Source organism: Streptomyces sp. NPDC094448 (assembly GCF_044763775.1).
Classification (GTDB): Bacteria; Actinomycetota; Actinomycetes; order Streptomycetales; family Streptomycetaceae; genus Streptomyces.
In genome coordinates, this window is the sequence record NZ_JBIWGU010000007.1 from 157,065 (window position 1) to 172,411 (window position 15,347).

Below are 15,347 nucleotides of genomic sequence, written 5' to 3' on the forward strand. Positions count from 1 at the left end.
ACCACGGGGGAACCCGGATCCGACCACTCGACACCACGGCACCACGGCACCACAGTGTCACGACGTCACGGCACCACAACGTCAGGGCGTCACAACGTCACAACGTCAGGGCATCAGGGCATCAGGGCATCAGGGCGTCAGGGATGCGAACGCGCCGTGCGCGAGCCTCCGGAGCAGCGTCTCGGTACGGGCGCGCGCCGCCGCGCCCCCGTCGGCCCGGGTGCCCAGGTGCGGGGTGGAGTTCAGCAGCCCGAAGACGGCGTGGACGGCGGCGCGGGCCTCGGCCTCCGGCACCTCGGGGTGGAGTTCCCGTACCGCGGTCACCCAGAGTTCGGCGTACTGCCGCTGGAGCTGCCGGACCAGCTTGCGGTCGCTCTCGCGGAGCCGGTCCAGCTCCCGGTCGTGCAGCGTGATCAGCGGCCGGTCGTCGAGCGCGAAGTCGATATGGCCGTCGATGAGGGAGGCCAGCAGCACCCCGGGGTCCTCGGCCGCTTCCTGGACCCGCAGCCTGCCGCCGCTCAGCAGCCGTTCGCTGATGCCGACGAGCAGCTCGGCGAGCATCGCCTCCTTGCCCGCGAAATGGCGGTAGAGGCCGGGGCCGCTGATGCCGACGGCGGCCCCTATCTCGTCCACGCCGACGCCGTGGAATCCGCGCTCCGCGAAGAGCCGCGCGGCCTCTTTGAGGATCTGCTCGCGGCGGGTGGGCGCGTCCGTCCTGGTGCTCATGGAAAACAATTCTAGACAAGCTGGTTAGCGATCGTTAACCTGGGAACCGAGTGTTAACGCTCATTAACTGACGCCGTCCGGGCAAGGGGGCTCGACTCGATGCACCAGACACCCGTGCCGCCACGGCAGGCGCCCGTCCTGACGAGCGCCGCCGACCCGGCGTCCGCGGCCTGGCAGGCCAATGAGGCGGGCCACCGGGAGCTGGCGGACGCGCTGCGGACGGCGCTCGCCGCGGCCCGGCTCGGCGGCGGCGAGAAGGCCCGCGCCCGGCATACCGCCCGGGGCAAGCTGCTCCCCCGCGACCGGGTCGACACCCTGCTCGACCCCGGCTCCCCCTTCCTGGAGCTGGCCCCCCTCGCGGCCCACGGGATGTACGACGGGCAGGCGCCGGCCGCCGGAGTGGTGGCGGGCATCGGCCGGGTCGCCGGGCGCGAGACGGTGATCGTCGCCAATGACGCGACCGTCAAGGGCGGGACGTACTACCCGATGACGGTCAAGAAGCATCTGCGGGCCCAGGAGGTGGCCCTGGAGAACCGGCTGCCGTGCGTCTATCTGGTGGACTCGGGCGGCGCCTTCCTGCCCCTCCAGGACGAGGTCTTCCCGGACCGGGAGCACTTCGGCCGGATCTTCTACAACCAGGCCCGGATGTCCGGCGCGGGCATCCCGCAGATCGCCGCGGTCCTCGGTTCCTGCACGGCGGGCGGGGCGTACGTCCCCGCGATGAGCGACGAGGCCGTGATCGTACGGAACCAGGGCACGATCTTCCTGGGCGGCCCGCCCCTGGTGAAGGCCGCCACCGGCGAGGTCGTCACCGCGGAGGAGCTGGGCGGCGGCGAGGTGCACTCCCGGATCTCCGGGGTCACCGACCATCTCGCGGAGGACGACGCCCATGCGCTGCGTATCGTCCGGACCATCGTGGAGACGCTCCCGGCCCGCGGCCCGCTCCCGTGGACGGTCGCGCCCGTCGAGGAGCCGGCCGCCGATCCGGCCGGGCTCTACGGGGCGGTGCCCGTCGACCCGCGGACTCCGTACGACGTCCGGGAGGTGATCGCCCGGATCACCGACGGCTCCCGGTTCGCCGAGTTCAAGTCCGAGTTCGGGCAGACGCTGGTGACCGGTTTCGCCCGGATCCACGGCCATCCCGTCGGCATCGTGGCGAACAACGGCATCCTGTTCGCGGAGTCCGCCCAGAAGGGTGCGCATTTCATCGAGCTGTGCGACCAGCGCGGTATCCCGCTGCTCTTCCTCCAGAACATCTCCGGCTTCATGGTCGGCAAGGACTACGAGCACGGCGGGATCGCCAAGCACGGCGCCAAGATGGTGACCGCCGTCGCGTGTACGAGGGTGCCCAAGCTGACGGTCGTCGTCGGCGGTTCCTACGGCGCGGGGAACTACTCGATGTGCGGCCGGGCCTACTCGCCGCGCTTCCTGTGGATGTGGCCCAACGCCAAGATCTCCGTCATGGGCGGCGAGCAGGCCGCGTCCGTGCTGGCGACGGTCCGGCGCGATCAGGCCGAGGCCCGTGGCGAGGAGTGGCCGGCCGCCGACGAGGAGGCGTTCAAGGCCCCCATCCGCAGCCGGTACGAGGAGCAGGGCAGCGCCTACTACGCCACGGCCCGGCTCTGGGACGACGGGATCATCGACCCGCTGGAGACCCGCCGGGTGCTGGGGCTCGCGCTGACCGTCTGCGCGAACGCGCCCCTGCCCGCCAAGGACCCGTCGGCGCCGGGTTTCGGCGTCTTCCGGATGTGAGGGGCACCGTGACCATGTTCGACACCGTCCTCGTGGCCAACCGGGGCGAGATCGCGGTCCGCGTCATCCGGACCCTGCGGACCCTCGGCATCCGCTCGGTCGCCGTGTTCAGCGATGCCGACGCCGGGGCCCGGCATGTACGGGAAGCGGACACCGCGGTCCGGATCGGCCCGGCGCCCGCCGCCGAGAGCTATCTCTCCGTCCCACGGCTGCTGGAGGCCGCGGCCAGGACCGGCGCCGGGGCGGTCCACCCCGGGTACGGCTTCCTCGCGGAGAACGCCGCCTTCGCCCGCGCCTGCGCGGATGCCGGACTGGTCTTCATCGGCCCCCCGCCGGACGCGATCGCCCTGATGGGCGACAAGATCCGGGCCAAGGAGACGGTCCGGGCCGCCGGGGTGCCGGTGGTCCCCGGTTCCTCCGGATCCGGGCTGACCGACGGCGAACTGGCCGCGGCGGCCCGGGAGATCGGGATGCCGGTCCTCTTCAAACCGTCCGCGGGCGGCGGCGGCAAGGGCATGCGGCTGACCCGGCTGGAATCCGCCCTCTTCGACGAGATCGCGGCGGCCCGCCGGGAGGCCCGCGCCTCCTTCGGCGACGACACCCTGCTGGTGGAGCGGTGGATCGACCGGCCCCGCCATATCGAGATCCAGGTCCTCGCCGACGGGCACGGCCGGGTGCTCCACCTCGGCGAGCGCGAATGCTCCCTCCAGCGCCGCCACCAGAAGGTCATCGAGGAGGCTCCGTCCGTCCTGCTCGACGAGGAGACCCGGGCGGCCATGGGCGAGGCGGCCGTCCAGGCGGCCCGTTCCTGCGGCTACACCGGCGCCGGGACGGTCGAGTTCATCGTCCCCGGCAGCAACCCCTCCGACTACTTCTTCATGGAGATGAACACCCGTCTCCAGGTCGAACACCCCGTCACGGAACTGGTCACCGGCCTCGACCTGGTCGAGTGGCAGGTACGGATCGCGGCGGGCGAGCCCCTGCCGTACGAACAGCGGGACATCGCGCTCACCGGCCATGCGGTCGAGGCCCGGATCTGCGCCGAGGACCCCTCGCGCGGTTTCCTCCCCTCCGGCGGTACGGTCCTCGCCCTCAGCGAACCGGACGGCGCCGGGGTGCGCACCGACTCCGGGCTGAGCCCCGGCACCGAGGTCTCCAGCCTCTACGACCCGATGCTCTCCAAGGTGATCGCGTACGGCCCCGACCGGCCCACCGCCCTGCGCCGGCTGCGGGCCGCCCTCGGCGAGACGGTCACCCTCGGCGTCCCCACCAACGCGGGCTTCCTGCGCCGACTGCTGGCCCATCCCGCGGTCGTCGCGGGCGACCTGGACACGGGTCTGGTGGAGCGGGAGGCGGACGGGCTGCTGCCGGACGCCGTCCCGGCCGAGGTGTACGCGGCGGCCGCGGCGGTACGGGCGGCGGCGCTCGCCCCCGCTCCCGACGCCGCCGGCTGGACCGACCCCTTCGGCCGGCCCGACGGCTGGCGGCTCGGGGGCACCCCGGCACCGCTCGCGTTCCCCCTGCGAGTGACGGGAGGTGAACCCGTCGTACAGGAAGCCCCCGCGACGGCGGTGGTCACCGCCGGCACGGTCACCGTCACCCTCGACGGCATCACCCACACCTTCCGCCGCGCGGCCGACTGGCTGGGTCGGGACGGCGACTCCTGGCACATCAGGGACCACGACCCGGTCGCCGCCTCCCTGTCGGCCGCCGGGCACGCGGGCGCCGACACCCTCGCGGCGCCCATGCCCGGCACGGTGACGGTGGTCAAGGTCGCCGTCGGCGACGAGGTCACGGCCGGGCAGAGCCTGCTGGTCGTGGAGGCGATGAAGATGGAGCACACGATCTCCGCACCGCACGCGGGGACCGTCACCGAACTGGATGTGACGCCCGGGGCGACCGTGGCCATGGACCAGGTGCTGGCCGTGGTCACGCCATCGGAAGGGGACGGACGATGAGCGCCCCCGGACTGCCGATGCGATTCCCGGCCCCCGGCCTGCCGGCCCGGGTCACGATCCACGAGGTCGGCCCCCGGGACGGCCTCCAGAACGAGAAGACCACCATCCCCACCCCGGCGAAGGCCGAATTCGTCCACCGGCTGGCCGCCGCCGGGCTCACCACCATCGAGGCGACCAGCTTCGTCCACCCCTCCTGGGTGCCCCAACTGGCCGACGCGGAGGAGCTGTACCCCCTCCTCGGTGATCTGCCCGGCGTCCGGCTGCCCGTCCTCGTACCCAATGAGAGGGGTCTGGAGCGGGCGGTGGCGCTCGGCGCCCGGAGCATCGCCGTCTTCGGCTCCGCGACCGAGACCTTCGCCCGGCGGAACCTCAACCGGACCGTCGACGAGTCCCTCGCCATGTTCGAACCCGTGATCGGCCGGGCCAAGGCCGACGGGATCCGGGTCCGCGGCTATCTCTCCATGTGCTTCGGCGACCCCTGGGAGGGCCCTGTCCCCCTCCGCCAGGTCGTCCGGATCGCCCGACAGCTCTACGACCTGGGCTGCGACGAACTCTCCCTCGGCGACACCATCGGCACCGCCACCCCCGGCCATGTCCGGGCCCTGCTCGACCGGCTCGGCGAGGAGGGCGTGCCCGTCTCCGCCCTGGCCGTCCACTTCCACGACACCTACGGCCAGGCCCTCGCCAACACCCTCGCCGCGCTGGAGCGGGGCATCACCACCGTCGACGCCTCCGCGGGCGGCCTCGGCGGCTGCCCCTACGCCCGCAGCGCCACGGGCAATCTCGCGACCGAGGATCTGGTGTGGATGCTCCAGGGCCTCGGCATCGAGACCGGCGTCGACCTCGGCCTGCTCGCCGCCACCAGCTCCTGGATGGCCGAGAAGCTGGGCCGCCCCAGCCCGTCCCGCACCGTCCGCGCCCTGTCCCCCAAGGAGTGACCCCATGCCTCTGGACCACCGGCTCACCCCCGAGCACGAGGAACTCCGCCGCACCGTGGAGGAGTTCGCCCACGAGGTGATCGCTCCCAAGATCGGTGACCTGTACGAGCGCCATGAATTCCCGTACGAGATCGTCCGCGAAATGGGCCGCATGGGCCTGTTCGGGCTGCCGTTCCCGGAGGAGTACGGCGGGATGGGCGGCGACTACCTGGCCCTCGGCATCGCCCTGGAGGAACTCGCCCGGGTCGACTCCTCCGTCGCGATCACCCTGGAGGCGGCGGTCTCCCTCGGCGCCATGCCGGTCTACCGCTTCGGTACGGAGGAACAGCGCCGCACCTGGCTGCCGCGGCTCTGCTCCGGGGAGCTGCTGGGGGCCTTCGGGCTCACCGAACCCGAAGGCGGCTCCGACGCGGGCGGCACCCGTACGACCGCCGTCCTGGACGGCGACGAGTGGGTGATCAACGGCTCCAAATGCTTCATCACCAACGCGGGCACCGATATCACCGGCCTGATCACGGCCACCGCGGTCACCGGCCGCGGCACGGACGGCCGTCCGGAGATCTCCTCCGTCATCGTCCCCTCCGGCACCCCCGGCCTCACGATCGCCCCCGCCTACTCCAAGGTCGGCTGGAACGCCTCCGACACCCGCGAACTCTCCTTCGACGGCGTCCGGGTCCCGGCGGCCAATCTGCTGGGCGAGGAGGGCCGGGGGTACGCCCAGTTCCTCCGCATCCTCGACGAGGGCCGCATCGCGATCTCCGCCCTCGCCACCGGGCTGGCCCAGGGCTGTGTCGACGAATCCGTGAAGTACGCCAAGGAGCGCCACGCCTTCGGCCGCCCCATCGGCGCCAACCAGGCGATCCAGTTCAAGATCGCGGACATGGAGATGCGGGCCCACATGGCCCGCGTCGGCTGGCGCGACGCCGCGTCCCGGCTGGTCGCGGGCGAACCCTTCAAGAAGGAGGCGGCGGTGGCGAAGCTCTACTCGTCGACGGTCGCGGTCGACAACGCCCGCGACGCCACCCAGATCCACGGCGGCTACGGCTTTATGAACGAGTACCCGGTGGCCCGTATGTGGCGCGACTCGAAGATCCTGGAAATCGGCGAGGGCACGAGCGAGGTCCAACGCATGCTGATCGCCCGCGAACTGGGCCTCTGACCCGGACGCCTGGGGTGGCCCACCCCCGAGGCGCGGGCCGCCCCCGGGTGGTGTCCGCCCTTGCCCGGCGCGGGTTTCTTCGGCGGTTGGTCACGGTTGCGACGGGGGGTAGGTCGCGGTCTTTGTCCGGTGCGGGTGGGTCGGATGCCTCCGGGCTCACCTCCTCGGGGCCGGCGATGCACCGCCCGAGGGCGAACCCACCTGCTCACCGGTCCCCTGCGGGGGCGACCCTGCACGCCCCTCCCCCGTCACTCGACTTGCCCCGTCACTCAAGGCCCCTGAGTCCGGGAGTTACCCGATCTCGTCCTCGGGGGACGGTCCGGCGCCGTACCGTACGGCGTCCTCGGGGCATGCGTACTGCACCATCGGGGGTCCACTGGTGCGCTCGGTGACCCCGACGACAACGGGCACGGTGGTGGTACGCCCGCAGCGGACACAGGGCGCGGTGAACGGTTCCGGCGCGCTGGTGAGCAAGGCTTCGCGGGTCATGGTGACGCGTCCGGAAGGCACATGAATTCGTCACTGGTCGGCGGATACCACCGCACCACGTCGTCGACGCGGCCGGACGGTTTTCCCCACTCGGCTGCGACGGGTACGTCGTCGTGTGCCGGATGGCGACGGAGCAGCACACGGCAGTCGGTGGCAACCGTCCCGTCTCCTGCTTCCTCCGCCCGCGCCAGGAGAGTGCGGAGCCTCGCGCACTCGTAACAGTCGTCTTGCCGGTTCACCGGTGTCCCCCCGCACGCTGGTTGGCTTCCTCCACCCGGGGGCGCAGCCGCGCCATGGTGGGGCTGTACGACCAGTCGTCGCGGCTGGTGCTTTCGTCCGCCGGGGCCGCGTCGGGGCACTTCGCGCTCCCGCGTTCGCACGGCGGCCATGTGAACACCATGGGTACGGGGCTCTTCACTCCATCTGCGCCCACGCCTTCACTCCTCTCTGTAGTCATTCCACTACCAAGGGGGGTCAGGGTGACCTACAGTCGGAACCTCTTCAACATGCCGGGCAAGAACCTCTCTCGTCGTATCGGTCGGCCCACCGGGCGGAAATACCGTCGGATTGGCAAAAGCATCACCGTCAACGTTTCCAGCCAATCGATGTCTGCCTGAATCACGATCCAATCAGAATCGAATTAGACACGAACTTCCCCGGCACCAGCAAGAACCGCCTCAGAAGCGATCCGGCTTGCCATATCCCGAGGAGCACAGGCTCCCATTCGGAAGAATCGCGGCTGCTGGCGACGAATAAAATCGTGCGGACCGCTGAATTCATGGAGCTGGATCACACTTGACCCCCTCTCGACTTCCAGAGCTTGCTGTAGAGATCGAATGCCGATTCAAAAGCCCCGCCAGGACATGCCTGGCGGGGCCCAAATTTTGCTACCACTATGTGATGGGATGAGCTTCCTTGCGGAAGGACTGCTTCTTTCCGTATCTAAGGACTGCCTTCGCCGGACGACGATTCAAGGTAGGTGATTCCGCGGCTAGTCAGGCACCATCGCGGACCCGTTCCGCGAGGCTCGCTGTTGTCTTCTTGAATCAACCCTTGATCGGAAATCCGTCGGAGTTCTGCGAGGATTCCACTTTCTATGATGGCACCCCGCCGCCCCAATTCAAAATCGATGGTCCGCGTGTCCCAATACCCACGACCATCACGTACGACCTCAAGCACAAGATGTGTCGGGATTACATTCACATTCATCACCTCACACTTGGATGATAGAGCTCGTTCGGAGCACCCTTCCGCGTCAAACCATAATCCTTCAGCGCCTGAGTGTGAAGCTCATCCCATAGCTCATAAGAATCGACTTCAGGCTGTCCGCTTGGATAGCCCGCCTTGCGATAGAGAACCGATTCACGGAGTTCGTGAGTGTAGAACTTGAGATCATGCGATGTCGCTTTAAGTTCGCCCGATGAAATCGAACGCAGGCGATCCAGCATACCTTGTTCTGCGGCTTCGAGCGGACCACCATCCGTGAATCGCGATAGATGTTTCTCGACAGCATTCACGCCGCTTTCGTTGATCTTTGCGCGTTCCCAGCTCAGAGTGTTGCAGTTGTGAACGAGGACCGGCGCGGCTCCAGCCAGCACATAGTACGCGTGCAGGTCGGTGATGGTGAGGTCGTGGGTGCGCTGCCGCTTCTCGAAGTAGCGGGTGTCGTCCAGGGTTGCGTTAGCACCCTCAGGTGTGGTCAGCCGCATGCCCGGCTTGAGGTTGCCGGCCTTGACCCAGTCGCGTTCCGATTCGACCCAGAAGGGGTGGGTCGTGGTGGAGATCAGAGAGGACGTTACGCCGTTTGCGGTGATGGTGAGGTCGACGAAGTCTTTGTCGTCTTCGGTGACGATGGTTCCGGAGACGTTGCGGATTACTTCTTTACCGGTCTTGGGATCGGTTGTGATGATCTTATCGCCAGGCCTGACGTCTTCGATCCGTTTTGTCGATCCGTCGGCGAGTAGGACCCGGGTGCCAGGCAGGAAGCTATGACAGTCGTCATCGTCGTCGGACCTCTTTTTGTCCTTCGCTTGAGACGCTGCGAGCTTATCCCTGGCTCTGTCGAGCTTCTTGGAGGTGTCGTATGCCTTTTTCACTCCGAAGACAATGTCTCCGAGGAGCCCTAGGTTGCGCGGAGCCTGTGTAAAGTTCGCGATTCCAACCTTGACAAATTTGATGCCCACTCGGTATTCAATAACCGCGCGGAGCGTGTCACCGCAGGTGTCCATATTTCCGCTGGAGATACAGTCGAGGGCGGCCGTTACGCCGAGTAGTTCCAGCCGCTCCTCGCCCAACTCCTTTGCGGTGTCCATTATCTTCTGCTTGGCCTTGTTGTGTGCCGCCTGGGCGTTATTGACCTCTTTCTGGGCTTTTTGGGTTTCCTTGCTGGGGCCGCTGCTGCCGCCCCCGCTGCCTGTCGATGAGGAGGAATCTTCCTTGGGCTTGTTGGGGTTGGGAGGGCAGGCGGGGTCGTCGCGGCCTCCGCAGGCGAGTTTCAGGCCTGTCGGGTCGGAATAGGTAGTGGGGTTGTCGTTGGCGTAGGAGTAGCCGTTCATCTGCTGCGGGTCGTTCACGTCGATGATCGGGTCGACGGATATGAACTTTCCGAGCGCTGAGTCGTACTGTCGTGCGCCAATATTGGTGAGGCCCGTATCGGCGTCGATCGTTCCGCCGACAAAGCCCTTCTGGCCCGGCCAGGCCCCGGGCTGCGCCGAGCCTGCCCGCTCGTTGCCGTAGGGGTCCAGACGGCGTTGGGTGACCGCGCCGGTGGTGGCGTCGATGGCGATATCGCCCGTGCCGTGCTGGTCCGCGGCGAGGAAGGAGACCTTGCCGGCGGTGCGGACGGCGACGGCCTGGCCCGCGTGGCTGTAGTAGCGGGTGCCCTGGGGGGTGGCGCCTGTGGTCAAGGGGAGGTGGAGTTCCGTGCCTCCCGGCAGGTAGACGGTGGTGCCGGACGAGTCTTCTCGCTTGAGGCGGTTTCCCTGGGTGTCGTAGAGGAATGTCGTCGACTTGGACTCGTTGACGTTCGGGGTCGTCAGGTCGTCGGGATCGGTGATCTCGCCGACCTTGCCCTCGGAGTTCCACTGCAACGTCTGGGTATTGCCGCTGATCTTGCGCTGGGTGGTGTTACCGGACGCGTCGTAGGCGAAGTGGGAGTCCTGCTGGCCCGTGGGAGTGGTCTCGGAGACCTTGGTGACGGCGTGCGGGCCGCCGTCACCGGCTTCCTTGGGCGTGCCGTTCTGGTTGGCGTCGGCGTATGCGTAGGTGCGGACGATGTCCTTCGACGCGTCACGGCCGGTGTCGTGGCGGATTTCCTTGCTGCGGTTGCCGATCTTGTCGAAGGAGTACGACGTCCAGTACGGGGACGGCCCGCCGAGGGGATTGACCCCGGGTTTGGCGTCGGTGCAGGCGGTCGGTGTCTTGCCCGCGTACTCGGGGGTGGCCATACCGACGGTGCCGGAGCCTGCCGCGGTGGTCGCGTTGGCTTCGGGGGTCCAGATCTCGGTGAGCCTGCGCTGGCCGTCGTAGGCGTAGCACTGGAGGTCGATCGCCGAAGCGCTGCTGGTGTTCGCGGTGTCGGAGACCGAGAGGACGTTTCCTGACAGGTCGTAGGAGGCGCGGACGTCCTTTGCCGCCCGGCCCAGGCCTTCTACGGTGACCAGCTGGCGTTCGAGGCGGTCGGTGCCCTTCTCGTAGAAGAAGTGCTGCTCGGACTGCTTGGCACCGGTATTGAGAGTGAGGGTGGAGAGCTGGCTGGTGGGTGTCCAGGCCGTTCGGGTGACGTAGCTGTGGTTTCCGGTGAGAGTGACGGGCCTCTGGAGCTCGTCGTAGGTGGTGACCAGGGTCTCCTGAGGCAGTCCTCCCATCCCGGGCAGACCGGTCGACTTGACCGTGCCGTCGGCGTTGTAGGTGGTGGTGTAGATGAAGTTGCCCTTGAGCGCGCCTTCGGTGTCGGGCACCTGGAAGAGCTGCTGGGTGGGCCGGTAGAAGCTGTCGAACCGGACGGTGGTGGAGCCGAAGTACTTGTCCGCGCTGACGTAGCGGTAGGAGGCGTACGGGTATCCGAGGGCGCCGGCCCGGTCGTACTTGGTCTCTGTCAGCTTGGGGTCCGTGCTCGCCGTACCGTCGTGGGTGGTCAGCGGGCGGCTGAGGATGTCGTAGGCGGTGGTGACGGATTTTCCGCGGGCGTCCGTCGTGGTGGTCGGCCGGTCGGCGGTGTCGTATGCGGTGGTCGTGGTGCCGGCGTCCGGGTCGGTCGCCTTGGTCTTACGGCCGAGCTGGTCGTACTCGTAGGTCCAGACGTTGTTGTCGTCGTCCGTGACGGTCGCGAGCTGGCCGGCGGGCCGGTAGGTGTAGGTGGTGCTGGTGTGAGTGCCGAGGGGGCCGCTGACGACCGGAGCCGCGCTCTCGAAGCGGCGCAGTTCGGTGAGCTGTCCGGCTTCATTGGTGATCGACGTGGTCGGAATGCCGCCCTGCGGGGGGTCGGTGTGGACGCGGTCGCCCTCTGCCGTGGAGTCGTAGCTCGTCGTCGTACGCCACTGTTCGTGACCGGCGATGGCGGAGATCTCGACGACAGGGCGTCCCATACCGTCGTACTGGTTCAGGGTCTGGGCGCCGACTTCACCGTCGGGTGTGTTGACCAGGTTGTCGGAGGGGGCGCCCAGGGCGTTGTAGGTGGTGTTGGCCTTGGCGATCCTGCCGTGGCCGTCGTACCAGACGTCGGCCATCATGCGAGTGCCGTTGGGACCCTCGGTCTGGTGCTGGCGGGGGCGCAGCAGCGAGTCGAAGAGCTCGTACTCGGGCGGGTTGTAGGCGCCGCTGTTGCCGATCTTCTCCGTCTTGATGGCGGAGGTCGCGTCCTGGCGGATGAGGTAGGAGTACCGGATGTTGGGGAGGTTGACAGCTTTCAGGCGGTCGGGCTGCCATACCGCGGCCAGACGGCCGAGGGCGTCGTACTCGTAGTCGACGCGCCGGCTGTTGGTGTCGGTACGGCCCAGGGGTTGCCCCCATGCGGGCGTGAGGTCCGTGGTGACAACGTGGCCTGCGGGGTTTCTGACGGTGTTCTTGGTGGTGAGGCCGTTGGTCTCGGTATAGGTGTAAGTGGTGGTGGCCTTGACGGGCTTCGTGGGGTCGGTGGTGTCAGCCGGGACGCGCTCGTCGGTCTGGCTGAGCGGTCGGCCGTCGTCGTCGTAGGTCGAGATTCCGGTGATCTGGTAGGTGGCCTTGGTGCCGTCGTGGGCGGTGAGCCGCTCGGACTGGGTGGCCAGACCGCGGGTGGGCGCCTCGCCGAGCTTCTTGCCGTCGTACAGAGTCCGCACGTCGCTGACGACCTGGGTGCCGCGCTTGGGTGTGACGGTGCAGGCGACGGAGACGGTCTCGACCCGGCTCGGCAGGTTGCGGAGGTTGAGATCAGGATTGTCAGCGTATTCGGTGCGGGTGCACCGGTCGTCGGCGGTTGTGGACAGGTCGCCGCGGTCGTTGACCTCCGTGACGCGTCCCGCGGTGTCCTTGGCGGTGTCCAGGGTGTTCTCGGACAGGGCTTCCCGCCACGCCGGAGTCTCAGGTGTCTTGCCGTCGCCGGGGAGTTTGGTGAATCCGCGGTTGCGCTCGGTGGCCGTGACGCCTGCGGTAGTGACTTCCTTCTTCCCGTCCCAGGTGCGGGTCTGGGTGGCGGTGGTGTGGCGCCAGGGGGTGCTGATCGTCTTGGACGCGATCTTGCCCCCGTTGTACGCGGCCTTCTCCAGTTCGAAGCCCGTGAAGTCCTCGTGGTCGGGGTGAGCCGTGCCGGAGGAGTCGGTGACCGTGGAAGTGCGGGTGCCGCCGCCCGGGAGTTCGTCGCCGTGCAGACCCTGGAGATAGGTGTGCTCGACCCGTGAGGTCTGGTTCTGGCCGTCGCCGGCGGTGACCCGGACCTTGCCGTAGCCCTGCCACTGGCCCCAGGTCAGGAATTTGGGGTCGGTGATGCCGTCGGGCCTGGCCTTTCGCCAGCCGGCGTCGTCGAGGTAGTCGTACTGGGTGACCATCGGGTCGCTCTGGCCGGTGCGGTCGGAATGCTGCACCGAGGCGACGACGTACTTGTGGAACCAGTCGGTGATGGGGTCCAGATAGCCGGGTGGCGCCCATACGACCGGATAGCACCGCTTCGTGGATGCCCCGGGCTGCGGCAGCGACCCGACGGCGCACTCGACCGGCTTGTACGTCACATCGAGTTGGGCGCCGGATTCGCTGGTGACCGTGTGGAGCCGGAATCTCTTGATCGGCGAGAGGTTGTTGCCGATCTCATCGACCCGGTTGTCGAGTTTCCGCCCGATGAGCTGTACCGATGGCAGCTTGATGCTGCCGCCCCCGGCCAGGCCCTCGTGCTGGATCTCGGAGAGCCACAGGGTCTTGGAGGAATCGCCGTTGTCGGTGAACAGATGCCGGAGGTGCCAGGCTTCGACATTGGCGTAGGTGGCGGTGCCGGTCCGCATCTGGGTGGTGACGGTCGTCAGCTTCTTGCGGGTGAAGAAGGACGGCGTGGCCTGGCTGAAGGTGCACTTCGCACCGACGGCGCAGTAGCGGTCGAAGGGAGTGTCGGGCCAGCGGGCGGTGTTGGCCGCGGTCCACTTCGCCGGATCGCAGTCGAAGTCGGCCGTCTTCTCGCAGCGTTCTGCGGTAGTGAACAGGACCCGGGCCGGGGCCGCGACGGTGTAGAGCTCGCCCTCACGCTGGCCGTACTCGATGCGCTGGAGGTGGCCGCCGCGGGTGTAAGTGGTGCCGTTGACATCGGTCTTGCCACCGCGGGCGTAGGCGTTGAGCTCCTTGTCGTAGAAGTAGGAGATCGTGTTGCCGTTACGGTCCTTGGCGTAGTCGAGGTTCCAGCGCCAGGCCTGCTGACACCATGCGTCGGCGAACGCGGGCTTGTAGCACTCGTCTCCGACGTCGTCGCCGGTGACGGGAACGGTCCAGGCCGATTCGGTCTCCGGTTTCCCGGCCGTCCAGGCCTTGGTCCGCCGGTTCACCCCGAAGTAGTACTCGGTACCGTCGGCCGTGACCTTCCAGTGCTCACCGTCATTGTCGCCGTTGACGGCGCCGGTCAGCTTCTCGATCTTCCAGCCGGCGTCGCTGACCATGCGCCACTCTTTGGACGTGTCATCCAGGATGAGCTGGCCGGAGGAGCCGTTGAGCATGATGGTGGCGTTCTCGTGGGACCAGCACAGCTCGCCGGAGGACTTGTGGCCGTCGTCCGAGCACGGCTTGTACTGGCGCTCGATGTAGCCCGGTTCGTAGCCGAAGGATTCACCGATCCAGGAGCCCTGGTTGTTGGTGATCGCGGTTTTGCCGTCCGCGCTCTGGGAGGAGTACGAGAGGCCGATCTCCGGCTGGAATCCGCCGGGTACGGGGACCGTGTCCATCGGGTGGGACCAGCTGAAGCCGCCGGAGGAGGGGGACACGTTCCACGAGGCGGAGGCGGTGAGCGGGGTCGCGTCGTAGGAGCCCTGCGAGGAGCTGGGGGTGGCGGCCACCGCCAGCAGGGGCGCGCTCTTCCCGGCCGGGACGGTGATGTCCGAGGCCAGGGTTCTCTTCTCGGTGTTGTTCACTGTCCGCAGGGGGACAGCTGCCTGGGGGCATGCCTTGGAGCCCGGTGCGGCGTTCAGGGCACAGGCGGGGAGCTGGAAGAGGGAGAGTCGGGCGCCGTAGTCTCCGCCGTGCCCTTCGGCGAAGCTTGTGTAGTCGACGGTGATACGGGCCTTGGTGGATGCGGTCGCCACGGCCCTGGACTGCGTTCCGGCGGTGAGGGCGGCCGCGGTTTCCTCCTGGGTCACTTTGAGGAGGGCGGCGGCGCCGACCGCGGTGGCTCGTGCCCGGTCGACGACCTCGATGCGCACCTTGCCCGTTATCGGCGGTGCGGCAGGTGTGCTGCTGCGAGCGGCGGCTTTCCCGGCTATGCCGGCGGCGGGTGCGGTGATAGTGATGGGGAGGCCGCCCGGACGGACGGTCTTGGTCCCGGTGGTGAGGTCGGCGGTGGTGCTGCCCGCGGTGGGCCAGCTGGCCGGGTCGAGCTTGGTGACCGCCGCTTTCTTCGTCGCGTCGGCCGCCCGTGGCTTGGCTTTGATGGGGGTGGTTTCGGCGGGGTCGTCGAAGGTGGGTTTCTCCGCCCGGTAGGGGCGGCCCTGATCGTCGTAGACCGTCGCCGCCTGCACCGTCGATGCCGTGAGCACGGTCGACAGCGTCAGAGCGATGGCCGCGACGACTCTGGGCCCGCTGAGAAAGCGTGAGCGTCGTCTGGGGGCTGGCATGGGGAACTCCCGTGACAGAGACAAGGGTGGGTAGACCCGGGGTCGT

The 15,347-nt window shown here is 68.2% G+C and carries 8 protein-coding genes; 4 read left to right on the forward strand and 4 right to left on the reverse strand.

Going from position 1 to position 15,347, the window contains the following annotated elements; all coding sequences use genetic code 11:
* Window positions 1-129: 129 nt before the first annotated feature.
* The gene (locus tag ACIQ9E_RS15445) at window positions 130-726 is read right to left on the reverse strand and encodes a TetR/AcrR family transcriptional regulator (RefSeq protein WP_403707061.1); all 597 of its coding nucleotides are present in this window, start codon (window positions 724-726) and stop codon (window positions 130-132) included.
* A gap of 99 nt (window positions 727-825) precedes the next feature.
* Here ACIQ9E_RS15445 and ACIQ9E_RS15450 point away from each other — a divergent pair, with 99 nt between their 5' ends.
* From ACIQ9E_RS15450 to ACIQ9E_RS15465, 4 genes are read left to right on the forward strand one after another with little or no spacing between them, the layout of a single operon-like run.
* Window positions 826-2,478 (forward strand): carboxyl transferase domain-containing protein, encoded by a 1,653-nt coding sequence (locus tag ACIQ9E_RS15450; protein WP_403707063.1) that lies wholly within the window; start codon window positions 826-828, stop codon window positions 2,476-2,478.
* A gap of 14 nt (window positions 2,479-2,492) precedes the next feature.
* Entirely contained in the window at window positions 2,493-4,436 is a 1,944-nt protein-coding gene (locus tag ACIQ9E_RS15455; protein ID WP_403707406.1) for an acetyl/propionyl/methylcrotonyl-CoA carboxylase subunit alpha, read from the forward strand.
* On the forward strand, window positions 4,433-5,374 hold the full coding sequence (locus ACIQ9E_RS15460; RefSeq protein WP_403707065.1) for a hydroxymethylglutaryl-CoA lyase: 942 nt from the start codon (window positions 4,433-4,435) through the stop codon (window positions 5,372-5,374). The genes ACIQ9E_RS15455 and ACIQ9E_RS15460 overlap by 4 nt, the downstream gene beginning before the upstream one ends.
* 4 nt (window positions 5,375-5,378) lie before the next feature.
* Window positions 5,379-6,533, forward strand: a complete 1,155-nt coding sequence (locus tag ACIQ9E_RS15465; protein ID WP_403707067.1) for an acyl-CoA dehydrogenase family protein — start codon at window positions 5,379-5,381, stop codon at window positions 6,531-6,533.
* A 291-nt stretch (window positions 6,534-6,824) separates the two neighbouring features.
* Here the strand turns inward: ACIQ9E_RS15465 and ACIQ9E_RS15470 are convergent, their stop codons facing one another.
* The 3 genes from ACIQ9E_RS15470 to ACIQ9E_RS15480 all read right to left on the reverse strand — a co-directional run bounded on the left by ACIQ9E_RS15470 (window position 6,825) and on the right by ACIQ9E_RS15480 (window position 15,301).
* Window positions 6,825-7,022, reverse strand: a complete 198-nt coding sequence (locus tag ACIQ9E_RS15470; protein ID WP_403707068.1) for a hypothetical protein — start codon at window positions 7,020-7,022, stop codon at window positions 6,825-6,827.
* Window positions 7,023-7,257: 235 nt separating this feature from the next.
* Window positions 7,258-7,455, reverse strand: coding sequence for a hypothetical protein (locus ACIQ9E_RS15475; protein ID WP_403707070.1), 198 nt, complete (start codon window positions 7,453-7,455; stop codon window positions 7,258-7,260).
* A gap of 775 nt (window positions 7,456-8,230) precedes the next feature.
* On the reverse strand, window positions 8,231-15,301 hold the full coding sequence (locus tag ACIQ9E_RS15480) for a polymorphic toxin-type HINT domain-containing protein (RefSeq protein WP_403707072.1): 7,071 nt from the start codon (window positions 15,299-15,301) through the stop codon (window positions 8,231-8,233).
* Window positions 15,302-15,347 lie beyond the last annotated feature (46 nt).

Coding starts and splice junctions, on each gene's coding strand:
- ACIQ9E_RS15445 (WP_403707061.1), bottom strand. CDS start 726: ATGAGCACCAGGACGGACGCGCCCACCCGCCGCGAGCAGATCCTCAAA.
- ACIQ9E_RS15450 (WP_403707063.1), top strand. CDS start 826: ATGCACCAGACACCCGTGCCGCCACGGCAGGCGCCCGTCCTGACGAGC.
- ACIQ9E_RS15455 (WP_403707406.1), top strand. CDS start 2,493: ATGTTCGACACCGTCCTCGTGGCCAACCGGGGCGAGATCGCGGTCCGC.
- ACIQ9E_RS15460 (WP_403707065.1), top strand. CDS start 4,433: ATGAGCGCCCCCGGACTGCCGATGCGATTCCCGGCCCCCGGCCTGCCG.
- ACIQ9E_RS15465 (WP_403707067.1), top strand. CDS start 5,379: ATGCCTCTGGACCACCGGCTCACCCCCGAGCACGAGGAACTCCGCCGC.
- ACIQ9E_RS15470 (WP_403707068.1), bottom strand. CDS start 7,022: ATGACCCGCGAAGCCTTGCTCACCAGCGCGCCGGAACCGTTCACCGCG.
- ACIQ9E_RS15480 (WP_403707072.1), bottom strand. CDS start 15,301: ATGCCAGCCCCCAGACGACGCTCACGCTTTCTCAGCGGGCCCAGAGTC.